We start from the raw sequence: 25,962 nt of genomic DNA on the forward strand, positions 1-25,962 counted from the left end.
CTGCGGAAACGCCGACTCCGGTAGGTGGTTCCCCCGCGAGGGAACCCAGGGGGAACACCCTTTGGGGGAACCCATCCGGTAACCCTCTGAGGCCAGCGTCGGGCACATGAACAGCTCGACGCGAGACCTTCCGGCGTGGTCGGCGACCCTGCTCGCTGATCTCACCGCGGCACCCGATGCGGGCACCGCCGCGCTGCGCCTTGCGCGGGCTGGGGTGCCGGTCTTTCCGTGCGTTTCGCTGGGCAAGGAGCCCCTGACTCGACGGGGCTTCCTAGATGCTTCGACTGACGCCAGCCGCGTGAGGAACTGGTGGCGGCGCTGGCCGCAGGCCAACCTGGCGATGCCCACTGGCGCACCGTCCGGCATCGTCGTCGTGGACGTGGATGTTCACGCCTCGGGCAGTGGATTCGATGCCTTCGAGAGCGCCCGCTCGGCCGGACTCGTGGACGGCTGGGCGTCGATGGTCCGTACGCCGTCGGGTGGCCTACATGCCTGCTATCCCTCGAAGCCTGGGGTCTCGCAACGCTGCTGGCAGGTTCCCCGTCGACACGTCGACTGCCGCGCCGACGGCGGCTATGTCGTACTGCCGCCGTCGCGGGTGACGCAGCCAGGCGGAGCTGTCGGCGAGTACCGAGTCGTGTCGATCTCCGACCACCGGCCCACTTCCATCGACACGGCGGCGCTGCGTCAGTTCCTCGACCCCGCACGCCCCGCTCCATCGCTCCGGCTGCTGCCCTCGACCGCGGCTCGCTCCACGCCGGACCGGCTGGCCACCTGGGTGTCGACTCGCCCCGAGGGAGCCCGCAATCAGGGCCTCTTCTGGGCCGCGTGCCGCATGGTCGAGGACGGCCACGACCTCGGCGCCTCACTAGCTGTGCTCGGCGACGCCGCTCGGGCTGCCGGACTCTCCGACCGTGAAGCAGAGACCACGATCCGGTCGGCGTACCGCACCACCGCTCCGCGCCTCCAGCGAGGCCCGGCTTCTGGGCTCGCGCCGATGGAGGTGGAGGGGCCGTGAGAACGAGGTCGATGAGTCCGGTCGTTGCGACCGCTATCGCCGGCACCGTCGTGATCGCAGCAGGCGCGTTCTGGTTGTCTTTCACATCGCTGACCGATCTCGCTCGACGATCCGGCATCGCACCGAGTCGGGCATGGGTATGGCCCCTCATCGTGGACGGCATCATCGTGGTCGCCACTGTTGCCGTCGTGGCGCTGTCCTCGTCGTCAGACCCGCACGCGACGTGGTACCCGTGGTCCCTGCTCGCGTCTGGCGCGGCCGTCTCGGTCGCGGCAAACGCATTGCACGCGGTGATCGCCGCCGACGCAGACGTGCCCGCGCTTGTTGCCGCCTCTGTTGCGTCGGTGCCGCCCGTGGTGCTCCTGGCCATCACCCATCTGACGGTGCATCTGACGCGCAACGCTGATGTTGCGCGCGAGCCAGACGTGAGCGGTTCGCCTGCCCCGTCGGATGCCATCTCAGTCGACACAGGTCCAGTCGACCAACGCGCCGAAGCGGAGCAACTGCGACTTGACGGGATGAGCAACCGCGCCATCGCCCGCCACCTGGGCGTCCACCCCTCGACTGTCGGCCGCTGGCTGGCACCCATCGACGCGAGCACCACGGCAACCGCAGCCATCCCAAGCAAGGAGCAGAGATGAACCAGCACCGCGCCTACGAGCGTCGGACCGATCGAACGCTCGACGAGCAGAAACCGCCCGAGACAACGGCACCCGAGCACTCAGCGCTCGCCACTCACCGCGACCCCTCGCGTGCAGCCGAGCGAGCCGACCTGAGTCGAGGTGAGGCCGCCCAGAAGGGTCAACGGAGCATCGCGTGGATTCGCCCGTCCGAGTTGCCCACGGCACTCGGCTCGCCGATGTTGCGACGCGGCATCGACCTCGAAGCCGAGCTCGCTCGCCGAGCGCGGCGAACTCCTGCCCAGGCCGCATGGCAGGTCCGTCGCCGGATCACGCGCAATGCGATCGGCCGCCCTGAGCATGCCGCACCCACGATCAGCGACCAAGGGATGCGACTGTGAAGCGCGGCGGGATGGCTCGGCCACCGTTCGCCGAGCCCGAAGGACTGCGCGCAATCCTGCAGCGACTCGACCACGCCGGTCCTCAGAGCTGGCGCCAAGACCCCGAGGCGGCCGAGTTGATGCGCTACGCGATGGACAAGTACGGCGCACTGGCGCGCAAGCACCACCTGGACCCCGAGGACGCTGCGGTCGCAGCGTTCGAGGTCATGCGAACCCAGTCGGCCCGCAACGCCCACGACCCGTGGGCCGTGGTCACCCGCGCGGTCCACGTCACCTTGGTCGCGGAGGAACGAGCCAACGGCCTCCTCTGCTCCACCCATCAAGCACGCCGCGCGCAGGTCTCGGTCCGCCACGACGCTGAGCGGTTCAGCGAACGCGACGTTGCCCTCATCGACTACCACCCTGCGTTCCAGACCGGCCTCGGCGCAGCGCTCGAAGACGGACACGACGATGACGACGAGCCGACGAACGCCTTCTTCGCCCTTGACGGCACCGTGGAGGTATTCGTCGAGCTCGGCTGGCCGCAGGAGATCGCGCGCAGCGGTGTGGAATACATCTGCAACCGCCTCGCTCGCTCCGAGGACCGGCAGGGAGCGTTCGAAGCCCTACGACGAGACCGCCACCCCCTGGCGCTGCTCGATATCGACCAGCGCATATGGCTGGTGATCCTTCGCACGGTTCTCGGCAACCAGAACCCCGATCGCGCTAAGACGAACGCGGGACGGGGCGTCCTGTTGCTTCTGCTCATCGGCTATGACGTCGAGGACGTCCTCGACATGCCGGAGATCACCCGAGGCATCGTCTCGGTCGCTGATGCTGTGGTCGCCGGAGGCGCGCATGTCTGAGCAGAGCGGGCACATCGAGCTGGCGCGCACCCTCGATTCGATCGTGATCGGATTCCGGCACCGCCATGACCTCGGCGACATCGACGCGCTGATGCGCTCCATCGACGAGCACGGGCTTCTGCAGCCCATCACGATCACCCCGGACGGTGTGCTCGTCTGTGGCCGCCGTCGGCTAGAAGCGGTCAAGCGGTTGGGCTGGCGCACCTTGAAGGTATGGGTCCGCTCTGGGCTCTCCGACGAGCTGTCGCGCATCCTTGCGCAGCAGGACGAGAACGAACAGCACAAACCACTGACGCCGTTGGAGGAGGCAGCCCTCTTCGAGGAACTGTCCCGGGTGCTGACTGAGGACGCCACGCGACGCCAGGAGGAATCGCGCTTCGGCGGGGCATGCGCTTCGGGAGAGGTGAACGGTGGTGAGGACTCCTCACCACCGGGTCCCGCGGGGGAAGTCACTAGTGGTGAGGACTCCTCACCACCAGTGCGCCGAAAGGGTAAGACCCGCGAACAAGCATCGAAGATTCTGACCGGGAAGCTGTCGTTCCAGCGGCTGGAGCAGACCAACGCCGTCAAGCGCGCCAGTGAAGATCCTGACCTACCGCTGCTTGTCCGCGAGCTGGCAGCCACCGAGTTGAAGAAGATTGAGAACGGCGCGGACGTGTCGCCGGCTTTCCACCGTGTCAAGGCAGCGGTCGAACTGGCTGGGACTGACTTCCCTGCGGGATCCTCGCCAACGGCCGAAGATCTCGAACAACTCCTGGAGGAGGCAGACGAGCGCGCCCAGCAGGACCGCGCCCGGGGCGGTGGCCGACCTCGCGCCAAGCAGAAGAGCACCACGACCTCACGGTCGCTGCGCGCCTTCCTCTTGACCTGGAGCGACCTCGACGGCTGGTCGCGCCACTACGAGGCATCAGAGGTCGCAGCCCAAGTCAAGGACAGCGATTGGGAGATGTTCGAACGGGTGCTGGCCGAGACCACGGACTTCGCGGCCTCCGTTCGTGAGCTGCGACAGATGCCAGCCTCGGCCTGACCGGAGCCTCCCGCGTACCTGCCTGCTGTCCGCACTTCCTGCGCCGAGGGGTCTTCATGCTCTTGCCCACTACCGATGATCTTCGCCGACGCCGCTTCATCGTCGCGGGAGTCGCAACTGTCTTGCTTCTGATCGCCTCCGTCACCTACGTCGTGTTGGTGCATCGGAATCACGCGACGGACACCGCGCCGGGCGAACCATCAGCGGCCTCCGATCCGCGGGCTACGACTGATTCCACCGCTGTCGCTCTCACGCTGGCGCCATTGCGCAAGACCGACGACCCCGAGGCGTTCTCCCGCGACGTCGCGCAGGCTCTCTTCTCGTGGGACACCACGACGATGGTCGGACGCGACGACCACATCGAGCAGCTCGTCAAGGTCGGTGATCCGACCGGGGAGTCGACCGCCGGCCTGCTGTCCGATCTGGAGGGCTACCTCCCGACTGACGACGCCTGGCTCGATCTGGCGCAGTACGAGACGAAGCAGTGGCTCACCATCAACTCGATCGCCACGCCCTCGAAGTGGGCCGAGGCCGAAGCCCAGGCCGGGAGCGCGCTCCTGCCCGGCACGACCGCCTTCACGATCCACGGCGTGCGCCACCGCTCTGGCACGTGGGAAGGGGCGCCGGTCGCAAGCGAACACGATGTCGCGTTCACCATGTTCATCGTCTGCGGCCCGTCCTACCCCGAGTGCCATCTGCTGCGGCTCTCGGTCCTCGACGACCCACTGGACTGAGCGATGTTCAAGGTTGCTGTCGGCTCCGCACTGCTAGCGACTTTCGCCGGGCCAGCGTGCGTGTTGCTCGCTCTCGGTGTGCTGATGAATCCTGCTGCCCAGGCTGAGTGTCTGCCTTCGAGTCCGGTCGTGGGCGTGACCCCTACGACGCTGACCGCGAGGATCGCCGACGGGCAGAGCGTCACGCTCGACCGGGCCCAGCTGACCCGCGCGGCCACGGTGGTCAGTGTCGGCGCAGGGACCAACGGCGTCGGCCGCGACGGCATCGTGATCGCACTGATGGCCGCGCTCACCGAGTCGAGCCTTCACCTGCTGTCGAACGAAGCCGCCTACCCCGACTCGGCGAACTACCCCAACGACGGCGACGGCTCTGACCATGACTCGCTCGGACTGTTCCAGATGCGACCCAGCACCGCCTGGGGCTCGGTGGCGAACCTCATGGATGCCGAGTACGACGCCGAAGCGTTCTACGGTGGGCCGACCGGACCCAACCACGGCTCGCCTCGTGGCCTGCTCGACATCACCGACTGGAAGCTTCTGCCCAAGGGCGCCGCAGCCCAAGCAGTCGAGGTCTCGGCCTACCCCGACAGGTACGCGGCCTACGAGCCAGTCGCCGAGGCCATCCTCAACGCACTCGCCACCAGCAGCTCGTCGGGCTCCTGCGGCGACCAGAACCCGGGCTCGGGCGTCCAGTTGCCGCCTGGCTTCGCGGGCGCACTGATCGCGGCTGCGCAGACGCAGATCGGTAAGCCCTACGTCTGGGGCGGCGGCACCTACACCGGCCCATCTGGCGTCGGCTCCGACGGCCGCGGGCCGGGCTTCGACTGCTCCGGCCTGGTGCTCTACGCCGCCTACCAAGCCTCCGGCGGCAAGCTGCGGCTCCCGCATTACTCCGGCGCACAGATGACCTACGGTCAGGCGGTCGCGTGGGACGACAAGCAGCCTGGCGACCTGATCTTCTTCACCGAGCCCGGTGCATCGGCGCCTCACCACGTCGCCATCTACACCGGCGACGGCAAGATCCTCCAAGCCCCACGCACCGGTGAGAACGTCCGCTACGGCACCATCTCCGAGTTCGCAGGCCAGATCATGACCGTGCGCCGCCTCGGTCAGTGATGGGCACCTGCTCCACATGACCGGCTTGCTCACTGCCCCCGTTCTCGCCACGTCGGTGGGTCCCGACTTCGGTGCCGTTAGCGGCTCGAGCCAACTCCGCTCAATCATCGGCGCACTGCTGACCTACGGCTTGCTGGTCTCGGTGCTGATGATCGTCGTGTGCGCCGCCACCTGGGCCATCGCGTCCTCCTCCGGTAGCTGGCAAGCCACCGCGAAGGCGAAGGCCGGCCTGTTCGTCGCCCTTGGCGGCGCAGTCTTGACCGGCGGTGCGCTGGCCTGGGCCAACTGGCTCCTACACCTGGGCGCGACACTATGAGTCGAGGGGGCCGAGCTGCCACCGAAGTCGATGGGCAGTTTGCCTTCGACATCGAAGGCATGCTCCGCGAGGCTGAGATCGAGGCCGCCCTACCCTGGACCGGCGCACCGCTGCACTTCACGACCGACTACTACTCGCCGGCCGAGCTCGACGTCGCATTCGCCCACTGGCAGTTCCTCAACAGCGGAGTGCTCGGCGCCTACAGCCTGAGTCACATGTGGCACCGTGCCGCCGCGGTGCCCGGAGGGGTCCAAGTCGGTGCCCACGGCTTCGACATGTTCAACGCCGATTTGCGCTGCCTCACCGACTCCCACCGGCACGTCAACTGCGAGTGCATCGGCGACCACCTCTACCACCCGGTCTGCGAACCCTGCGAGTGGCACACCATCACCACCGGCGAGAACGTCGCAGTCGAAGCGTGGCACGACCACGCCATTCCCGGCTGGCGGGACCTGCCGATCGTCCCAGCCCACATCAGGATCGTCGACAACAGCATGAGGCCAACCCAACGAGCCCGGGAATGGGTCGAGGAGCACTACCCCGACCACATGCGGTTTCCAGGGGCTCCGATCATCACCGAGCGACCCACGATGGGACACCGGCATGTCCCCGGACGATCACCGTGGGCCGGCTACGACCTCTCCCACACAGCCGTCGACCCCGACCGGCTGGTCCCGGCGGCCAAGCCGACGACTCGGGCGCGGCGCGCGCGACCGACCCCCGAGGTGAGACGCACCCCCGCTCCACCGGCGGGTCCGGGAATCGGCGACTGAGCCGGTCGGGCAAGCGCGAGCACCTGACCAATGCAACCGCCCATCCGCGCTGGATCAGGAGACCACCATGCTCACGCTCGCTCACCCGCTCTCAACTCTCTCGACTGGCGTCGTCGCCGTGCTCCCGGCCGACATCAACATCTCCCCGAACTCCAACGGACTTCCCGGCATCAGTCAGCTCCGCACCATCGTCGGTGCCTCCATGACCGTCGGACTCGTCCTCGCCGTGCTCGCGCTCATCGTCTCCGCGATCGTCTGGGCGCTCGGAGCCAACAGCAGCAACCCGCACCTGGCCGGGCGTGGCAAGACCGGCGTCCTCATCGCCCTGGGCGCCGCGATCATCACGGGTGCTGCCGTGGCGCTGGTGAACTTCTTCTGGAACGTCGGCCAGTCCGTCTGAGCTCGGGCTGCCAGGAACGAGGACACGACAATGGTCGACGTATGCAAAGTACCTGTCATCTCCGGGGTCTGCCATACAGCCGGCGATGCCGCGGCGAGCCTGGTAACGGCACCGTTTGACTGGCTGGCGCACGCGATGGGCGGTGCCGCCGGATGGATGTTCGAGGCGATGTGGAAGGTCTTCGACTCCACCACGATGGTCGACATCACCAGCCCGCAGTTCGTGCGTGTGTACGACATCCTGTTCGGGATCGCCGCGTTCGTCATGGTCGGTTTCTTTTTGCTCCAAGTCATCGGCGGAATGGTCCGCCGCGAACCTGCCGCGCTGTCTCGCGCGCTTCTCGGGCTGGCGAAGTCGATCCTCGGCTCGTTCGTGGCACTCACCCTGCTCGCCGCCGCACTGGAGATCACCGACCAGATCTGCATCGGCATCGTCCAAGCCGCCGGCACCAACATGACGGACATGGGCGGACGCATCGCCCTGCTGGCCAGCGGACTCGCCACCCTCAACATCGCAGCGCCCGGCGTCGGCGCCGTCATCACCATCTTCATCGCCGGCCTAGCCATCGGCGGTGCGGTCATGGTGTGGATCAGTTTGCTCGTCCGCAAGGCGCTGATTCTCATCGCCATCGTCTTCGCACCCGTGGCACTTGCGGGAGCGACGTGGGACCACACCCGCGGCTGGATCAGTAAATGGATCTCCTTCGTCCTCGCGCTGATCCTGTCGAAGGTCGTCGTGGTGGTGATCTTCCTGCTCGCCACTGCCCAGGTCTCAGCTCCCATCGACGCCGACCTGCAGTCAGTCAGCGAGCCCATCGCCGGAGTCGTACTCATGTTGATCGCAGCCTTCGCCCCTTACATGGCCTACAAGGCGATCTCGTTCATGGGCTTCGACATGTACCACTCGATGAGCATGGAGCAGGAGACCAAGGCCGCACTCAACCGACCGCTCCCGGTCCCGACCACCCGGCGGAACGGCGAAGAGCCGAAGAAGGTGCTCGACGGAACAAGCGGCAACGGCGGGTCCGGCTCTTCGCCGACTCCATCCCCTTCGCCCGCTTCACCGTCACCTGGGTCGTCAGGCCCCGGCACAGGCGCTGCGGCCTCGGGCGGAACTTCCTCGGCAGCAGGAGGGGCCGCTGCCGGCGCGGGGGGCGGCGTCCTTGCCGGCGCGGTCGTAGCAAAGGAGGCGGCGACCGCTGGCCCTCGCATCGGCTCGCAGGTGAAGGCGAGCGCCGAGGGCCATGCTGACGGTGCCAGCCAAGCAGCGGGGAGTCCACCACCACCGGCACCGATGGTGCCGCACGTTGCCGATCCGACCCCTTCGGTGAAGTCTCGGAGTGAGAAGAAGTGAGCGCGCCCGCTTCCCAGAGCGTCGGACGTGAAGCCGAGCTGACGCCGGTGAAGTTCTCTCGGCTCTCCAAGCGCGGCGTGCTGCTCGGGCTGTCGGGACCGCAACTCGTCGTTGTTGGCATCGGTGCTGCCGTGCTGGTCCTCTCGCTCTACCTCGGTGGCGGCATCGTCCTCGCCTACGTGGCCCCGCTCCTGATCCTGTGCGCAGCGCTGGCGTGGGTCGGCGTCGGTGGACGCAAGCTGGTCGAATGGCTTCCGATCTTCATCCGCTGGATGTGGCGATCATCCGGGGGCCAACTCATCTACCGCCGCCGCATCCTCAAACCTCGGCCGGCCGGGGTGCTTGCCTTGCCTGGTGACGCGGCTCGGCTACGTCAGTGGCTCGACGTCGAGACAGGAGCGGTGATGGTCCACGACGCCCACACCGCAACGCTCACGGCCTTGGTGTCGGTCACCCACCCGGCGTTCGTCCTTCTCGACCCCATCGAGCAGGAACGCCGGGTCACGAGCTGGTCACGAGTGCTGGCCACCGCCTGTCGCTCAGGACGGATCGCCTCAATGCAGATGATGGAGCGAACGCTGCCCGACTCCGGAAAGGGGCTCGCGGAGTGGTGGCAACGTCATGGTCAGCACGACGGCTCCTGGGCCTCCACTACCTACGGCGAGCTCATCGAGCGTGCCGGGCCGGCCGGTGAACGTCACGCCAGCACCGTCTCCATCGCCCTGGACATGAAGAACGCCACACGCGCCATCCGCGCAGCCGGTGGCGGGATGCGCGGAGCCGCCGCTGTCCTACGGCAGGAGATGACCACCGTCACCGCCGCACTTCGCGCCGCCGATCTCGCGCCTTCGACGTGGCTGGAGCCCGGCGACCTCGCCGTCATTCTGCGATCCGCCTACGACCCTGAGATCGCTGCCGCTCTGGAGCGGCACGGTGAGCTCGGCCGCGACCTGGCCACCGCCGGACCTGTCGCCGTCACCGAGTCGTGGAGTCATCTGCGCAGCGACTCGGCCCACCACTGTGTGCTGTGGATCAGCGAATGGCCGCGCTCGCTGGTCCACCCAGGCTTCCTGTCCTCAGTGCTGCTCTCCTCGGGCGTACGCCGCACGTTTACGCTGCTCTACACCCCGATGCGGGCAGACCACGCGGCCCGCGACATTCGCAAGCGGAAGACCGAGCACGTCTCCGATGCTGCCCAGCGACAGCGAATGGGTCAGATAGAGGACGCCCAGCAGGACGCCGAGTACCACGACGTGCTGCGTCAGGAGGCTGACCTCACCGCCGGCCACGGCGTTCTGCGCGCCACCGGATTCATCACCGTCAGCGCCACCACCACCGAGGAGCTGGAGCAGGCAGTCGCCGCTATCGAGCAGGCAGCCATCCAAGCCTCCTGCGAGACCCGGCGCCTCTGGGGCCAACAGGCGCAAGCCTTCGCCACGGCCGCTCTCCCGCTGTGTCGAGGCGTGTGACCCGCTGAGTGTGCCGGGAGTCCCAGCACACCTCCTTCTCGACCACATCACGAAGGAGACCGAGATGCCGACATCCGAGAACCCGGCGGCCGACGCTGCCGAGGTCGAGACTGCGCTGAGGGCGCTGGCGCACGCGACCCGCTCCATCGACGACCCGCGCCAGGTCTATTCCGTGCTCGGATCGCTGACGTCGGCCGTTGCCTCACTGAGCCAGTCCCTCCATCAGATCGCGGCGTTCCACGACGGTCCGGCGAAGAGTGGCGGCTGGGTGGCTGCCGATTCGGCTCAGGCTAGGTCGACGTCCTACCGGGTGTCGTGGGAGCTCCACCGGGCGGGTGAGGTCTTGCACCAGGCCTCCGAGTCGATCAGCAATGCTCACGAAGCCGAGGCGGTCCTTCGCTACCACCGGGAGTTTCCCGAGCACGGTGCCCACCGCACCGCCGCCGTCGACCAGGGCCTGTCGCTGTGAGCAGAACGGACGACGAGCGGCTGCACAGCGCAGTCCTGGTCGCCCCACGACGGGAGCGACGCCGTGACCGGCGAACTCGACAGGCGTCAGCCAAGTCGCTGATGGCCGCCGACCGCGACGCTCGCAAAGCGGACGCGAAGCAGAAGGTCGAGAGGCTGACGGCCGAGCGTCGGTCGATGGCGGTCCTGCCGCGCTCCGGGGAACCTGGACCGGCCGCTCTCCGCACCTCCGGTCGCTTGCGGCTGCCTCGCCACCAGGACACCTCCGCCACCTGGGGCGGGGCCTATCCGTTCGTTGCCGAGGGCGGACTCGGCTCTGATGGGGTGTTCGTCGGACAAGACCTCTACAGCGGTGCATCGTTCGTCTACGACCCGTGGGTGCTGTATCGCAACGGACTCATCACCGCTCCCAACGTCGTGGTCGCCGGGATCGTGGGCTCTGGCAAGTCAGCGCTGGCCAAGAGTCTCTATACACGTTCCCTCCCGTTCGGACGACGGGTCTACGTGCCTGGCGATCCGAAGGGCGAGCACACGGCGGTCGCGCGGGCCGTGGGTGGCATGGCCATCGAACTGGGGCACGGAATGCCCGCACGACTCAACCCGCTCGATGAGGGCTACCGGCCCAGTGGGCTCGACGACGTTGAATGGGCGGCGCAGGTCACGGCTCGTCGACGCGACCTCATCGGGGCCTTGACCGAAACCGTCCTGGACCGACGGCTGACTCCCTTGGAGCACACCGCCATCGACGTCGCCTTGGCCAGCACTGTGCGCGCGACCGAGGTCCCGTTGCTGCCGATGGTGGTCGACCGGCTCCTGACCCCCGACGCCCGCGATGACAGCGAAGGCCGCCTGGCCGAGGACGGCCGGCTCGTCGGGCACGCGCTGCGGCGTCTCGTAGGTGGCGACCTGGCCGGCCTGTTCGACGGGCCATCGACCGTGCGATTCGACCCAACGCTGCCAATGGTCTCGCTCGACCTCTCGCGGGTCACCGAGAACGCGACCCTGATCTCGGTGCTGATGACCTGCGCATCGGCGTGGATGGAGTCCGCCCTGGCCGACCCCGACGGCGGACAACGCTGGGTCGTTTACGACGAAGCCTGGAGGCTCATGTCCCACCCCGCCCTGCTGCGACGAATGGACGCCCACTGGAGGTTGGCGAGGCACTACGGCATCGCCAACCTGTTGATCTTCCACAAGCTCAGCGACCTCGAAACCGTGGGCGATCAGGGCTCGGCGATGCGGGCTCTTGCGTCCTCGCTGCTGGCCAACGCCGAAACGCGCATCATCTACCGCCAGGAATCGGACCAGTTGGGCGCTACCGCCGACGCTCTTGGCCTCACCGGCACCGAGCGGCGACTGCTTCCGACGTTGGGAACCGGGCAGGGCTTGTGGCGGATCAAAGATCGCTCGTTCGTCTGCCAGCACCAGCTCCATCCCGCCGAGCTGGAGTTGTTCGACACCACGGCTCGGATGCGATGAGCACCCGGCAACCGAGTCTGCGTGTGCTGTCCTACGGGGGCGGCACGCAATCCGCTGCGTTGGCGCTCATGTCGGCGACCGGGGTCCTTCCGCGCCTGGATGCGGTCATCTTTGCTGACACGCACGGTGAGCTGCCGGAGACCTACGAGTACGCCGAGTACGTCAAGACCCATCTCGTCCGTGCAGGCATTCCGTTCGTTCGTGTCTCGACAGGATCGCTGGAGGCGGCGTTGCTATCGCCCGTACGCACTTCCAGCAATCCGACGCCACCGGCCCATGTGCTCAACCCGGACGGAAGCCGCGGGAAGGTACTCGGCTATCGGTGCTCCTACGACTACAAACGTCGGGTGGTGACGCGGAAGGTCAAGCGCCTGGCCAACGAACGGGGCGGGGGTCCAGGAGCATGGAAGCGGTCGCGGGTCGAGCAATGGCTCGGGTTCTCCGTCGACGAGATGGCCCGCTGCAAGGAGAGCACCGAGTGTCGATGCGGGCACCCCCGGCTCCGGGTCTTGCGCGGCACGAGCAACACCGACGGCGTAGGCGGGCACAGGCCAGGGTGTGATCGGTGTGACTGCGCGGGGTTTGATGCTTGGCAGGTCAACGTGTGGCCGCTCATCAAGGACTTCGGGCTCTCGTTCCGCCGCAGCGACACCATCGGGTGGTTCGCACAGAACGGGCACCCGACACCGCCCAGGAGTACGTGCTGGTTCTGCCCGAACTCACGGAACGCCCGGTGGGCGGCGCTGAAGACGGAACACCCGGACCTGTGGGAGCGCGCGTGCGTGCTGGACGAACACATCCGCAACGGCGGAGCCTTCAACGCTCGCGGCGGCACGGCGTTCGCCGGCCAGATGTTCCTGCACTCTGACCGTGTTCCGCTCCGCGACGTCGACCTTCGTTCCGAAGCTGAGCGTCAGGTCGACGCCGGGCAAGGCGTCCTCTTCGACGAAGCAGCCCTCTCGATCGACTGCATCAGCGGCGCCTGCTTCACCTAGCCACAGCCACACCTCGCAGGGGCGGATCTTGCCGCGCACCTTTCGTTGGAACGCACCGAGAGCAGGAGGACATGATGGCGACGAGGGCACGGCTGAGCCGCGAGGAGCATGACGCGAAGCTGGAGGCCCTGCATCAGCGGTTGACCGAGGCGGTCAACGGCCTGGTGTCGGGCGAGGACTGGAAGCGGGCGCTCGAGTTCGCGGCGCGGTTCCGCTCTCGGTCGTTCAACAACACGCTGTTGATCTACGTCCAGCACTACGCCGCGTTCCAGAAGGGCCTCGTGCCCGACCCGATGCCGACCTACGTCGCCGGGTTCAAGCAGTGGCTCAGCACGGCCCGCAATGTGATGCGAGGTCAGTCTGGCTACCAGATTCTCGCCCCGGTCACGGCCCGGTTCGCATCCCCGACCCCCGAGATCGACGATTCGTGGAGGCGGCTCGGACGCGGCGAGAAGCCGTCTTGGGGCGAGGTCGTGCGATCCAAACTCGTCGGTCTCCGGCCCGCCTACGTCTTCGACGTGTCTCAGACCGACGGCGACCCGATCCCCGAGACTCCGCGCCCGGTCCTGCTCCACGGTCAGGCACCGGAAGGGCTGTGGGACGGCCTCGCTGCCCAGGTCCAGGCACAGGGGTTCGATCTGCGGCTCGTCGCCAGTGCGGGCGAGATCGGCGGGGCCAACGGGCTGACCAACTACCTGACGCACGAGGTGTCGGTGCGAGTCGATATGGACGACGCGGCGCAGGTCAAGACACTGGCGCACGAGCTAGGCCATGTGATGCTTCATGGGCCGGGCAACGAAGACGCGGTGATGCACCGGGGCGTCGCGGAGGTCGAGGCCGAGTCGATCGCCTTGATGGTCGGCGCTGCTCACGGGTTGGCGACCGACGACTACACGATCCCGTACGTGACGTCGTGGGCGGCCAGCGTGCCGGGCAAGACTCCCACCGAGGTTGTGCAGTCCACGGCGGAGCGGGTTCGCGGCACGGCGGTGAAGATTCTCGACCAACTCGACACCACGATGGTCGGCGACGGCACGCCGCCCGGGTTGGACCGCGATGCGCTGGCACGCGAGCACGCAAGCGGCCGGAAGCCTACGGGCGTCAAGGCAGGACCGCCTGCTGAGGCCACGCACGCCGGCAGCACACCCAGCGTCGAGGCAGTGGCGCTGCGATGACCCGGCATACACACAACGAGAGTCATGGCCGAGTCGTCGATCGGGTCCCGGTCGTCCTCCCTCACCTGACCATCACCATCAGCGGTGCCGACGAGGCCCGGCTCACTGCAACCCTCAACGATGAGCCCTACCCGTTTCCCAGCGACCTGAGCTCGGGGCGCACGGCTGTTGGCGGCTTGGTCGAGAGGGTCGCCAGCGATGCGGCGCAGCCGGTGCGCGTCGAGGTCCGCGAGGCCGACGGCACCGTGTTCACCGAGATCGTGACGCCGCCGCCGGCGGACGCGGCCACCTCGGTGACTGAGCGTGCCACAACGACCGCGGCGGTCGATGGCCGACTCGAAGTCGGAGGCAGCGGCTTTGACCCCGAGGAGGAGGTCGCGGTCGCCGTGGTGGTCGCCCGCCAGACTGCTGGCCCCGACGGCAGCGCACGGCTACGCCTACCTGCTGCACTGTTGGCGTCCAGGCCGGGAACGGTAGTGCTGCTGGGCCGCTCGTCCGGGTTTGTCGCCGTCAGCGGGAATCGCGCGTGAACCCGCGCGGCCGCGGCGTCGATGACGAGCTGGTCAACCTTGGTCTGATACTTGTCGGTGCAGCGGCTGGCGTCGCCGCCGTCCTGTGGCTGGCTGGCCTTGTCGCCGCTCTTGTCACGGGCAACCCTATGCCGGCCGGCGGGATCGCCGCGGGGCTCGGCGTCCTGACCCATGCGGGCGCACCGGGCGAAGCGCTGGCCGCACCGGGACTGTCGGCGTGGGCTTACTGGCCGACCGTTGTTGCGCTCCTGGCCTGCGTGGGGGGTGTCGCCTTCGGGTGCTGGCGGTTGGTTTCGGGGGCACGTCACACATCATCGCGTGACCCGCACCGTCTCGCGGGCGTCGCCGCAGGCCGCGACGTCTTGGCCACGGCCTCAGAGAAGGCTCTGCTCAAGCGCGCCCACACTCTGCGTCCCTCGCTGGCGAAGCCTTCGGCTCCCGATGTCGGTTACCTGTTGGGGCGCGCACGGGGCAGAGGCGTGTGGGCGTCGGTAGAGGACTCAGTCTTGCTGCTGGGTCCGCCGCGTTCTGGGAAGGGCCTGCACGTTGTCATCAATGCGATCCTCGACGCTCCCGGAGCGGTGGTAACGACTGCGACGCGACCGGACAACATCGCCGCCACCATCACTGCCCGCAAGGACCGGGGGCCGGTGGCGGTGTTCGACCCGCAGCGGCTCGCGGACGGCCTCCCCGCTGGGCTGCGCTGGTCCCCGGTACGGGGATGCCAAGACCCGCTGACGGCGATGATCCGCGCTACCGGACTGGCCTCGGCGACCGGACTGTCAACAGGCGGGGTGGAGTCCGGTGGATTCTGGGAGGGCAAGACCCGTACCGCGCTCCAGGCATTGCTCCACGCTGCCGCGTTGGACCAGCGCAGCCCTCGGGAGCTGTTCGGTTGGACGCTCTCGCCATCGGCGGCGGCCGATGCCGTCGCAGTGTTGTCGAGCCACCCGGATGCGGCGCCTGGATGGGCGGACTCGTTGGAGTCGATGATCCATGCTGACCCGCGGACGCGGGACTCGATCTGGATGGGTGTCTCGCTCGCTCTGTCGTGCCTTGCTGACCCGCGTGTCCTCGATGCGGTGACGCCGGCACCGGGTGAGGACTTCGACCCTGCGGAGTTCCTGACCTCCAACGGAACGCTCTACCTTCTCGCCACCGGGGCGGGGGCAGGTGCGTCGTGGTCACTGGTCGCTGCGTTCATCGAAGACCTCGTGGAGACCGCGCGGCACCTGGCGGCTGGCTCGCCAGGGGCGCGGCTCGACCCTCCGCTGCTGCTGGCTCTCGACGAGATCGGCAACCTCTCGCCGCTGCCATCACTTCCCACGTTGATGGCCGAGGGCGGCGGGACCGGTATCACCACCATGCCAGTTCTCCAGTCGCTCTCTCAGGCGCGCGACAAGTGGGGCGACCACGCTGCCGGGGCGATCTGGGACGCCTCCATCGTCAAGGTCATCCTCGGCGGCACCGCCGCTGCACGCGACCTGCAAGACCTCTCTGCTCTCATCGGAGAACGAGACGAGCACACCGACACCATCTCAATCGGCGACTACGGCTCCCGTTCCCTTCAACGCTCCACCCGCCGAGTGCCGGTCATGCCGCCCGAGACCATTCGCACGCTGCCGTTCGGGACGGGACTCGTGCTGCTGCGCTCGGCTCCACCGTTGGTCACCGACCTTCGCGCCTGGACGAGCCGGGCCGATGCTGCGGAGCTACGCGGCGCGCGCACCAGTGTCGAGGAATCGCTGCGCCGCCGCTGACCAAGCGCTCTCCGCACGGTTGCTCGGGCGCACCTCCATGCCAAGAGCGGTCGGCAGCCGGCGGACCGCGCGAAACAGCAGGGAGCTGCAACCGTGAGCATCCCCACGCAGATGAGCACCGCGGGTTTCGTCGCAAGGAATCCCCAGCTCACGCACACCCGCGACAACGTCGCCCGGTGCTACCTCCTCATCGGGGTCGAGCACTCGCGCAAGGAGACCGACGGAACCTTCACCCCGTTGGAGCCCAGCTACCACGACCTGGTGATCTACGGCGCCAGCGCCGAGCGTGCCAACGCACAGTTCCGCAAGGGCGACAACTTCGTCGCCTCGGGCTACGTCCACGAGTACGAGGTCGTGCGCGACGGCAAGGCCGTTCCGCGTGAGGAGTTCGTTGCTCGTCGCATCGGTCACGACGCCGCCCGGACCCGCTACCGCGTCGACCGGCAGCCGACCCGGCAGGCCGAGGTCGAGGAACCGCGTCTGAACACTCAGCCGACCGGCCAGCCTGTCGGGCTCTGAGCCGAGATCACCGATGACCCCCTACGACGCCGCTCCGCCGCGCGATGAGCCTGAGCCGGGCGAAGAGGCCGACCCGCGCGTGCAGGTGCAGCCGATCAACTGGAACCTTCTCACCGCCGAGGAGGCCCAGCCCGAGTGGTTGGACCTCAACGACTGGGTCGACTGGCTACGTCGCACCTACGGGCTGCCGCCGACGGTGGTGCCGCCGTTCTGGCACCGCCACGACGAGCTGATCTGGGAACTCTCCGCCCTGCACCTCCATTGGCTAGCCTGCTTCGATGCCGAAGCCTCGGCCTCGATGCCGCTGACGTGGCACCGCGACTTCGCCGAGGCCCGCAACCGCCTGCGGGAGTGGGTCGCCACCTCGGGGACACGGCTCGATCACGACCGGCCCACACGGCAGGCGACATGGCCCGGTGAGCCCCTGCCTTCCGCGGCCGAGGAGCGGGTCATCGAGAACCGAGCCGAGGACTTCGTGCAGTTCGTCAACGACGACCTCGAAGCACGCCGACGCATCGAGGACCGGGTTCTGGGCGCTGCCGAGACCCGGGCAGCCAGCAGGTAGGTGCCGGTAGATGGGGCGCGCAAGGACGCGATATGAGGCCGAGGGTCAGCTCACGCTCGACCTCTGGGGCGAGGAGACATCAACCGAGCAGGCCGAGAGGGAGGTGGTGGCCGATGAACCGGTACGCACGACTGGCGATGACTCATTGGCACCGCTGGATGCCGAGCCGGGTGAGGGCTCTGGAGGACCCGGTGGCGTTCTTCACGGATCTGGGCGAGCAGGTGCAGGCGCAGGTGAGCGATCTGGCGCGTCTGTTGGCTGGGCCGGACCCGGAGAGGGAGACTTACAAGCAGAAGGCCGCCCGACTCCAGGGGGCGACCCGGACAGCGGAGGAGGTCGTGATGGCGCAACTGGTGTGGACACCGGCACCGGAGTTGACCTTGGCCGAGGCCCGGGAGGAATGGGAGCAGACTCGTCCCTCCGACGAGGCGCTGATCTCCTGGGCGGAGCGGATTCAGGACTGTCCGGACCTGATGCCCTCGACGGCGGAACTGGAGGACAAGGCGAAGACCTGGGCGGTGACGCCGGAGTTCTTGACCTCTTTGGCGGCGGCGCCGATTCCCCGGAGATTCCTCGCCGAGAACCAGGCGACGATGGCCGAGGCAGCCACGCTCCGGTTCCTCCGCGAAGTCCGCTAGACGCCACCCCAGCACCGAGTTTCGTCCCGACCAGTCAGGACGACCTCGCCCCGTCGGGCGCCAAGGCCCGCTACGCCGCGAACATCGAGGCCATCGGCGTCCTACGGACACTTACCGACGAGCAGCGCCCGGCGAGCGCCGAGGAACAGCAGACCCTTGCCCGCTGGTCGAGTTGGGGTGCCGTGGCCGACGTGTTCGATCCGAGCAAGGACAGGTGGTCCGCCGAACGCGCCGAGCTCCGTGCCCTGCTCAACGGCGACGAGTGGTCCGCGGCTGAGCGCACCACCCTGAACGCGCACTACACCGACCCGCTGGTGGTTCGGCAGATGTGGCGGGCACTCGGCTCGCTCGGGTTCACCACCGGTACCGTGCTGGAGCCCGGCAGCGGCGCGGGCACCTTCATCGGCATGGCCCCCGCCGGAGCCCGGGTGACCGGTGTCGAGCTTGACCCGCTGACCGCTGCGATCAGTCGGTCGTTGTACCCGCACGCTGACGTGCGCACCGAGTCGTTCGCCGACACTCGCATCCGCACCGCCACGTTCGATGCCGCTATCGGCAACGTCCCGTTCTCAGACGTGAAGCTTCACGACCCGATTCACAACCCGGGCCACGGTGCCGGCCGGCACTCCATGCACAACCACTTCATCATCAAGTCGCTGGCCCTGACTCGTCCGGGTGGCCTGGTGGCGGTTCTGACGAGCCACTACACGATGGACTCCCAGAATCCAGGCGCCCGCCGTGCGATGGCCGAGATGGCCGACCTGCTCGGCGCGGTCAGGCTGCCCAACGGCACGTTCCAGCGTGCCGCCGGGACAACGGTGCTGACTGACCTGCTGCTGTTCCGCCGCCGCCTGCCCGGCGAGCCGTCCCGAGCGCCGGAGTGGGAGAACGTGGTCCCGGTCGAGATCGACGGCCCTGATGGTCATGCGGAGATCAAGATCAACACCTACTTCGACACCCGTCCCGACCACATGCTCGGCGAGGTGAGTACCGGGACCGGCACCTACGGCATCCCGATGCTGCGCCTCACCGGGAATCTCGACAGCCTGGAGGACGACCTCGCCCAAGCCCTCGACCAGATCACGTTCACAGCCCGCCGCAACGACCTGACCTTGACCGAGGCCGAGCCTGCGCCCGGGGTGAAGGGGCCGGGACATCCGGTGACCGGCGCTGTCGCGGCCGAAGACCTGTGGGCGGGCAGCCTCGTCGCCCAACCCGACGGCACCTTCGCCACCGTGACCGATGGGCTGTTGGAGCCTGTCAAGGTGCCCAAGAACGCCGCCAGTGAGATGCGCGCCCTGCTGGGGCTGCGGGACCAGGCATCCCACCTGCTGACGCTGGAAGGCGCCTCCGCTGAGGACACGGAGGAGATCGCCGCCGCACGAGCAACGCTGAGTCGCGACTACCGGAAGTACGTGGGCCACTGGGGGCCTATCAACAGGTTCACCCTGCGACGGACTGGCCGGATGGACGAGAACGGCGAGGACACCCACGCCCGCATCGTCCCTCCGGCGATCCGGCTGCTACGGACCGACCCGTTCGGCGCTCTCGTGCTCGCGCTGGAGCAGTTCGACGACGTGGAACAGGTCGCCACCCCGGCAGCGATCATGAGCCGCCGTGTCGTCGCACCACGTCCCGAGGTCCAAGGAGTCGACACCCCAGCCGATGCCATCGCGGTCAGCCTCGACAAGACCGGCGGCGTCGCCTTGCCGATGATCGCCGACCTCCTCGGCCTGGGCGAGGACGACGCCCGAGAGGCACTGGCCGGTCTGGTCTATACCGAGCCCGACACCAAGACGCTCGTCCACGCACCGGAGTACCTGTCGGGTGACGTGCGGACCAAACTCGACCAAGCCCGTCTCGTGGCGAAGGAGGAGCCGGAGTTCGAGGTCAACGTGCAGGCGCTTGAGGCGGTGATGCCGCCGACCCTGGGTGCGGACGAGATCACGGCGAAGCTCGGCGCGGTGTGGATCAGCGCCGAGGTCCATCAGGCGTTCCTCAACGAGCTGCTCCGCGTCGAGGACGTGAAGGTCGAGAACCCGCTGCCAGGCATGTGGGAGGTCCGCGGCGGACGAGGCGGCCTGCTGTTGACAAGCGAATGGGGCACCGTCCGGCGTCCCGCACCTGACATCGCCCAAGCGGTCATGGAACAGCGAGCCGTGCTGGTCCGCGACGAGTTCGAGGATGCCGACGGCCGCAAGCGCCGCGTCCTCAACCCCGTCGAGACGACCGCCGCACAGGAGAAGGCGGACGCGCTCTCCGAACGTTTCGCCGAGTGGGTATGGGAGGAGCCCGAACGCGCACGCGGCCTGGTCGATGAATACAACCGACGCTTCAACTCCATCGTGCTGCGCGACTACACCGACGCAGGGAACTACCTGACGCTGCCCGGCGTGGCTGAGGGGTTCACCCCACGCCAGCACCAGCGGGCAGCGGTCGCGCGGATGATCGCCGAACCCTCGGCCGGCCTGTTCCACGAGGTCGGCGCGGGCAAGACCGCCGAGATGATCATCGGCGTCTCGGAGATGCGGCGCATAGGGCTAGTGAACAAGCCGGTCATCGTCGTCCCCAACCACATGCTGGAGCAGTTCTCCCGCGAGTGGCTACAGATCTACCCCCAAGCCCGAGTGCTCGCCGCCTCCTCGTCGGACGTCTCGGCGGAGAAGCGCCGCGAGTTCGTCGCCAAGGCAGCCGCGAACGAATGGGACGGCATCATCTTGACCCAGACCGCGTTCGCCAAGATCCCGCTACGCCAAGCCACGCAAGACGACTACGTACGTGCCCAGATCGACCAACTCCGGGAGGTGCTGGACAACGCGGAGGCCGGGCAGGCGATGACGGTCAAGCGCATCCAGCGCAAGCTTCTTCAGACCGAGAGCAAGATCGCGGAGCGCCTCGACACAAGCCGGGACGACGGCGTGTGCTTCGAGGACACCGGCATCGACTACCTCTGCATCGACGAGCTGCACCTCTACAAGAACCTCGCCACCGACTCCAACATCCGCGACGCCGCCATCGACGGCTCGGCCCGTGCCGCCGACCTGCACATGAAGCTGGAGTACCTGCGCTCCACCGGTCGCGGCCGCGTGGTCACCGGCGCGACGGCCACCCCCATCGCCAACAGCGTCACCGAGGCGTTCGTGATGCAGCGCTACCTGCGCCCCGACCTCCTCGATGCCGCCAGCATCGGATCGTTCGACGCCTGGGCCGCGACGTTCGGCCAGACCGTCACCCAGATGGAGATGTCACCCACTGGCGCGTTCCGCCTCAAGACGCGGTTCGCCAAGTTCCAGAACGTCCCCGAGATGCTGCGGATGTGGTCGGTGTTCGCCGACGTGAAGACCGCCGCCGACCTGAATCTACCTATCCCCGCCCTCGCCGAACGAGGGGACGGCCAACGCGCTGCCGCGACGGTCCCGGTCGAGCCGACCGTCGAACTCGAACGGTTCGTGGAACTGCTCGGGGAACGGGCCGAGGCCGTGGCGAACAAGGCGGTCCGTCCCGAGGAAGACAACATGCTCACCATCTCCACCGACGGCCGCAAGGCTGCGCTCGACATTCGCATGGTGGTGCCCAAACGGCCCTCCGGCCCCACCAAGGTCGACGTCGCGGCCGACGCCATCGCCGCCGTGTGGGAGCGCACCCGCGACAACGAGTACCTCGACCCGCTCACCGGTCAGCCCTCGTCGGTCAAGGGCGCGCTCCAGCTGGTGTTCTGCGACATCGGAACCCCCAACCCCGACCGATGGAACGCCTACGACGAGCTCGCCCTGCAGCTCGACGAACGAGGCGTGCCCGGCGAGCGCATCCGGTTCATGCACGAGGCCAGCAACGACGCCGAGAAGGCACGACTGTTTGCCCAAGCCCGCGCCGGGCACATCTCAGTGCTCATCGGCTCGACCGAGAAGATGGGAGTCGGAACCAACGTCCAAGCCCGCGCGGTCGCGCTGTGGCACATGGACTGCCCATGGCGGCCGGCGGACCTGGCCCAACGGGACGGGCGCATCCTGCGTCAGGGCAACCAGAACCAGGAGATCGCGATCGTCCGGTTCGTCACTGAGCGTTCCTTCGACGCCTTCATGTGGCAGACCATCGAACGCAAGTCCACCTTCATCGCCCAGGTCATGCGTGGTCGGATCGACTCCCGTGAGATCGACGAGATCGACCCCGGCGCCCTCTCCGCCGCCGAAGCCAAGGCACTCAGCTCCGGCAACCCGCTGCTGCTGGAGCACTCCACCCTTACCAGCGAGGTCGCCAAGCTCCGCCGCCTGCAGCGAGCCCACGAACGCAACCAGAACATGCTCGCCCACACCGAACGCCGCGCCGACGAGGAGATCGCCCGGTTCACCGCGCACATCGCCGCCCTCGATGCAGCCGTTTCACTGGTCACCGACACCAGCGGGGACCACTTCCGCATCACCCTCGACGGCCGCAACTACAGCTCGCGCGCCGACGCCGCTGGGGCGCTCGAACGCTGGATGCAGGCCAGCCGACTCCAGTGGATGCCCACCTACCGAGGCCAGGAGTACGGCGTCATCGGCAACATCAGCGGGTTCGACATCGAAGTCAAGACGAGCCCCGGCATGGGCGTCCTCAACGTCACCACCAGCCTCGTCGGAGTTCCACGCTCCTTCTTCACCCTCACCCAGCGCGAGTTCCTCGCCGGCGGGGTCGGCCTCGTCCAGCGCATCGAGAACCGCGTCTCCGCCATCCCCACGCTGCTCACCTACGTCAAAGAAGACCTCGACAAGGCTGAGCGGTCCAAGACAGAGGCGGCCGAACGCATCGGCCAGCCCTTCAAGCACAGCCAGACGCTCGACCAGGCAGAGAAGCAACTCGCTTCCGTCGAGACCGCCCTGGCCGCGATGCAGGAGGAGAACCACGAGGGGCCGACTGCTCCCGCGCCCGTCTCGCCGCCAGCACCGGCGCCCGTCACTGTCCAGACCTTGCGCGACTACGTGCCCGTGACCCGTCGCATCGCCTCGAGAGGCGACGGCGGGCGCGACGCAGGCAGTCACATCCGACCGGGGCCGGCACAGACCGGGCCGGTGTATGACCCGCCCGGCCTGTGAGCCGGTTCCTGGCGCGCACCTCCTTCATGGACCTGTCGATCTGAAAGGAGCACTGACATGTCGGATGGAGCTGAGCGAATGCCCGATCGCAAGGACCGCGAGCTGGTGGTCAGGGCTGTCCACCGCGACGAACCGGACCTTCGCCGGCTTGCCGAGGCGATGATCCGCCTGGCGCTGGAGGACTCGGGACGCACACGGGTCGAGTTGCGCGCGGCCACACCACCGCAGACCTTTCAGCCGACGCGGGCCGCTTCCTGAACCGATGTCGGATGGCGACGGTAGGATCAACGCCACAAGAACCGAACTCGCCCCGCGTGGGGCGTCGTGGCTCTAGAAGCCTCGCCTTTCGGCAAGGCCAAGTGATCCCGACTCACGACGAGTCGGCGCCCTACAGCCCGCTTGGGCTCTCCTCACACACGACGCCCGTGGTCGACACTGACCATCGCGAGGCTCGACTCATTGGTGAGGACACGCTCATGCACCACCAGCCCACCGACCAGTGCCTGAGGACGAGCCAAGGCGCAGCCGCTCCCGGCACCGCGCTCGCTGTCACCTACCTCAGAGTCTCGACCAAGGAGCAGGCCGAGAAGGGCGGCACAGACGAGGGGTTCTCCATCCCCGCCCAGCGCGACGCCAACCGCCGCAAGGCCGAGTCCCTCGGCGCCACGATCGTGGAGGAGTTCGTCGACGCTGGCGAGTCGGCGCGCACCGCCGACCGGCCCGACCTGATGCGGATGATCCAGTACGTCCAGACCCACAAGGTCGCCTACTGCATCGTCCACAAGGTCGACCGGCTTGCCCGCAACCGCGCCGACGACGTAACCATCCACCTCGCACTCCGCGACGCCGGGGTCATGCTGGTCTCGGCGACGGAGAACATCGACGAGACCCCTTCGGGGATGCTGCTGCACGGGATCATGTCGTCCATCGCGGAGTTCTACTCGCGCAACCTCGCCACCGAGGTCATCAAGGGCATGAGCCAGAAGGCCGCCAGCGGCGGGACGATCGGCAAGGCGCCCATTGGATACCTGAACACGGTCAGCCGCGATGCGGTAGGACGCGAGGTCCGAGGTGTCGAGCGGGACCGCGAGCGCGCACCCCTCGTGGAATGGGCGTTCCAGGCGTACGCCTCGGGTGACTGGACCGTCAGCCAACTGGCCGACGAGTTATCCGACCGCGGACTGTCTTCCGTGCCCACGCCGCGCCGCCCCGCGAAGGCATTAGCAGTCTCATCCATCCATCGAATGCTCACCAACCCGTACTACAAGGGCGACATCGTCTTTAAGGGCGTGATCCACCGAGGCAACCACCCCGGACTAATCCCGCCGGAGGTCTGGTATCAAGTTCAGTCGGTCCTCTCCGCCCACAAGACAGCTGCCGATGCAACCAAGGTCCACCACCACTACCTCAAGGGCTCGGTGTTCTGCGGCGAGTGCGGGTCTCGGCTTCTCATCACGAACGCCAAGAACCGGCATGGGAGTGTCTACCCGTACTTCGTCTGCGCTGGCCGGCACTCCAAGCGCACGACCTGTACCCGACGTGCGGTGATGATCGAAAGCGTCGAGCGCCTAATCGAGGACTACTACGAACAAGTCACGCTGACACCGGAGCACAGGCAGGCGATGGCTGGAATGCTCCGCTTCGAGTTCGACCGGATGATGGCCGCCGAGGCGGAGGAACTCTCGGCCCTCACGAGCAAGCGGAATCGACTTGAGGACGAGCAGCTCCGCCTACTCCAAGCGCACTACGCCGATGCCATCCCGCTCACTCTCCTCAAGCGCGAGCAGGGGCGCATCCTGGCCGAGCTCGACCAGATCAATCACAGGTTGGACCAGCAACACGGTGAGTATGCGACCGTGAACGAGACGCTGGAGAAGTCGCTAGAGCTCTTGGACGACGTCGCCGGGTTGTATCGCCGTTGCGACGACGTGACTCGGCGGCTCTGTAACCAAGCGTTCTTCACCAAGATCTATCTCGACAAGGCGGGCACACTCCAGCCGGAACTAGCTCGACCGTTTGGCCTACTCCTGGACGCGGAGGTCCACGCCAGCGCACTGACCTGGGCGAAAAAAGGCCTGAGGGCTCAAACCCGGACAGACTCTACGTCTGCCCAGGGTTTGAGCCCTCAGCGTAGGGCGACCCCGACGGGACTCGAACCCGCGGCCTCCGCCGTGACAGGGCGGCGCGCTAACCAACTGCGCTACGGGGCCAGGTTTGCTCCTCCCCGACGTGTCAGGGACATGTCTGCGAGAGCGATGGAACTGTAGCCGACTCCTCGCTGAGGTTCCCAATCGGCATGACCCATCCGCGAACGGTGCGACTACGAATGAGGACGTGGCCATGGCTCCAGCTCCTGCGATCACCGACGTCCTCCTGCCCGACGGCGGCCTCCGCGGCGTCGTGCTGGCGCTGCACGGCGGAGCCCAGACGGGGACGCGCGCGCTCGACGGGCGGAGCCTGCCGTGGCGGCGGATGCGGCGGATGACCCACGAGATCGCCGGGGACCTCCTGGACCGCGACATCGGGATCGTCCTGCTGCGCTACCGCGTGCGCGGTTGGAACGTCGGCGTCGAGGCGCTGCCCTCACCGGTGCCCGACGCGCGCTGGGCACTCGACCGGATCCGCGCGGAGCTCGGCGTCCCGGTCGCGCTCCTGGGCCACTCGATGGGCGGCCGCACGGCGGCCGCCG

22 protein-coding genes, 1 tRNA gene and 2 pseudogenes are annotated in these 25,962 nt (G+C 67.8%); 24 read left to right on the top strand and 1 reads right to left on the bottom strand.

Going from position 1 to position 25,962, the window contains the following annotated elements:
- The first annotated feature begins 106 nt into the window (after positions 1-106).
- The 23 genes and pseudogenes from QM572_RS01075 to QM572_RS01185 all read left to right on the top strand — a co-directional run.
- Positions 107-1,018, top strand: coding sequence for a bifunctional DNA primase/polymerase (locus tag QM572_RS01075; RefSeq protein ID WP_415089111.1), 912 nt, complete (start codon positions 107-109; stop codon positions 1,016-1,018).
- 11 nt (positions 1,019-1,029) lie between these two features.
- The gene (locus QM572_RS01080; protein WP_415089113.1) at positions 1,030-1,659 is read left to right on the top strand and encodes a DUF2637 domain-containing protein; all 630 of its coding nucleotides are present in this window, start codon (positions 1,030-1,032) and stop codon (positions 1,657-1,659) included.
- Entirely contained in the window at positions 1,656-2,039 is a 384-nt protein-coding gene (locus QM572_RS01085) for a hypothetical protein (RefSeq protein WP_415089115.1), read from the top strand. The genes QM572_RS01080 and QM572_RS01085 overlap by 4 nt, the downstream gene beginning before the upstream one ends.
- Positions 2,036-2,884 (top strand): serine/arginine repetitive matrix protein 2, encoded by an 849-nt coding sequence (locus QM572_RS01090; protein WP_415089117.1) that lies wholly within the window; start codon positions 2,036-2,038, stop codon positions 2,882-2,884. The genes QM572_RS01085 and QM572_RS01090 overlap by 4 nt, the downstream gene beginning before the upstream one ends.
- Entirely contained in the window at positions 2,877-3,911 is a 1,035-nt protein-coding gene (locus tag QM572_RS01095; protein ID WP_415089119.1) for a ParB N-terminal domain-containing protein, read from the top strand. Before QM572_RS01090 ends, QM572_RS01095 begins: the two co-directional genes overlap by 8 nt.
- Before the next feature lie 263 nt (positions 3,912-4,174).
- Positions 4,175-4,645, top strand: a complete 471-nt coding sequence (locus tag QM572_RS01100; protein WP_415089121.1) for a cell wall protein — start codon at positions 4,175-4,177, stop codon at positions 4,643-4,645.
- Between the two features lie 129 nt (positions 4,646-4,774).
- The gene (locus QM572_RS01105) at positions 4,775-5,761 is read left to right on the top strand and encodes a C40 family peptidase (RefSeq protein ID WP_415089123.1); all 987 of its coding nucleotides are present in this window, start codon (positions 4,775-4,777) and stop codon (positions 5,759-5,761) included.
- 16 nt (positions 5,762-5,777) lie between these two features.
- Positions 5,778-6,077: a DUF6112 family protein gene (locus QM572_RS01110; protein WP_415089125.1), complete on the top strand. Its 300-nt coding sequence runs from the start codon at positions 5,778-5,780 to the stop codon at positions 6,075-6,077.
- A gap of 59 nt (positions 6,078-6,136) precedes the next feature.
- Positions 6,137-6,850: a DUF6349 family protein gene (locus QM572_RS01115; RefSeq protein WP_415089127.1), complete on the top strand. Its 714-nt coding sequence runs from the start codon at positions 6,137-6,139 to the stop codon at positions 6,848-6,850.
- A gap of 67 nt (positions 6,851-6,917) precedes the next feature.
- Positions 6,918-7,250 carry a DUF6112 family protein gene (locus QM572_RS01120; RefSeq protein WP_415089129.1) on the top strand — a complete coding sequence of 111 codons (333 nt, stop codon included), beginning with the start codon at positions 6,918-6,920 and terminating at the stop codon, positions 7,248-7,250.
- 30 nt (positions 7,251-7,280) lie between these two features.
- Positions 7,281-8,603: a conjugal transfer protein TrbL gene (locus tag QM572_RS01125; protein WP_415089131.1), complete on the top strand. Its 1,323-nt coding sequence runs from the start codon at positions 7,281-7,283 to the stop codon at positions 8,601-8,603.
- Positions 8,600-10,072 (top strand): SCO6880 family protein, encoded by a 1,473-nt coding sequence (locus QM572_RS01130; RefSeq protein ID WP_415089133.1) that lies wholly within the window; start codon positions 8,600-8,602, stop codon positions 10,070-10,072. The genes QM572_RS01125 and QM572_RS01130 overlap by 4 nt, the downstream gene beginning before the upstream one ends.
- A gap of 64 nt (positions 10,073-10,136) precedes the next feature.
- Positions 10,137-10,541, top strand: a complete 405-nt coding sequence (locus tag QM572_RS01135; protein WP_415089135.1) for a hypothetical protein — start codon at positions 10,137-10,139, stop codon at positions 10,539-10,541.
- Positions 10,538-12,019, top strand: coding sequence for a VirB4 family type IV secretion system protein (locus QM572_RS01140; protein WP_415089137.1), 1,482 nt, complete (start codon positions 10,538-10,540; stop codon positions 12,017-12,019). Before QM572_RS01135 ends, QM572_RS01140 begins: the two co-directional genes overlap by 4 nt.
- The gene (locus QM572_RS01145; RefSeq protein ID WP_415089139.1) at positions 12,016-13,014 is read left to right on the top strand and encodes a hypothetical protein; all 999 of its coding nucleotides are present in this window, start codon (positions 12,016-12,018) and stop codon (positions 13,012-13,014) included. The genes QM572_RS01140 and QM572_RS01145 overlap by 4 nt, the downstream gene beginning before the upstream one ends.
- Positions 13,015-13,085: 71 nt before the next feature.
- The gene (locus QM572_RS01150; protein ID WP_415089141.1) at positions 13,086-14,189 is read left to right on the top strand and encodes a serine/arginine repetitive matrix protein 2; all 1,104 of its coding nucleotides are present in this window, start codon (positions 13,086-13,088) and stop codon (positions 14,187-14,189) included.
- Positions 14,186-14,719: a cell wall protein gene (locus tag QM572_RS01155; protein ID WP_415089143.1), complete on the top strand. Its 534-nt coding sequence runs from the start codon at positions 14,186-14,188 to the stop codon at positions 14,717-14,719. Before QM572_RS01150 ends, QM572_RS01155 begins: the two co-directional genes overlap by 4 nt.
- A complete protein-coding gene (locus QM572_RS01160; RefSeq protein WP_415089146.1) occupies positions 14,716-16,479 on the top strand; it encodes a type IV secretory system conjugative DNA transfer family protein in 1,764 nt (587 codons plus the stop codon). Before QM572_RS01155 ends, QM572_RS01160 begins: the two co-directional genes overlap by 4 nt.
- 93 nt (positions 16,480-16,572) lie before the next feature.
- Positions 16,573-16,998: a single-stranded DNA-binding protein gene (locus tag QM572_RS01165; RefSeq protein WP_415089148.1), complete on the top strand. Its 426-nt coding sequence runs from the start codon at positions 16,573-16,575 to the stop codon at positions 16,996-16,998.
- A 13-nt stretch (positions 16,999-17,011) separates the two neighbouring features.
- Positions 17,012-17,563 carry a hypothetical protein gene (locus tag QM572_RS01170; protein ID WP_415089150.1) on the top strand — a complete coding sequence of 184 codons (552 nt, stop codon included), beginning with the start codon at positions 17,012-17,014 and terminating at the stop codon, positions 17,561-17,563.
- A gap of 10 nt (positions 17,564-17,573) precedes the next feature.
- The gene (locus QM572_RS01175; RefSeq protein ID WP_415089152.1) at positions 17,574-23,273 is read left to right on the top strand and encodes a helicase-related protein; all 5,700 of its coding nucleotides are present in this window, start codon (positions 17,574-17,576) and stop codon (positions 23,271-23,273) included.
- A 78-nt stretch (positions 23,274-23,351) separates the two neighbouring features.
- A complete protein-coding gene (locus tag QM572_RS01180; RefSeq protein WP_415089154.1) occupies positions 23,352-23,531 on the top strand; it encodes a hypothetical protein in 180 nt (59 codons plus the stop codon).
- A 218-nt stretch (positions 23,532-23,749) separates the two neighbouring features.
- Positions 23,750-24,847 (top strand): annotated as a pseudogene (locus QM572_RS01185) (recombinase family protein); the annotation flags it as partial.
- A 562-nt stretch (positions 24,848-25,409) separates the two neighbouring features.
- On the opposite strand, the gene QM572_RS01190 reads toward QM572_RS01185, so the two are convergent.
- A tRNA-Asp gene (locus QM572_RS01190) sits at positions 25,410-25,483 on the bottom strand.
- A 130-nt stretch (positions 25,484-25,613) separates the two neighbouring features.
- Between QM572_RS01190 and QM572_RS01195 the strand changes: the two are divergent.
- Positions 25,614-25,962: pseudogene (locus tag QM572_RS01195) on the top strand (alpha/beta hydrolase); the annotation flags it as partial.

The organism is Nocardioides sp., from assembly GCF_047607365.1.
Taxonomy (GTDB): domain Bacteria; phylum Actinomycetota; class Actinomycetes; order Propionibacteriales; family Nocardioidaceae; genus Nocardioides.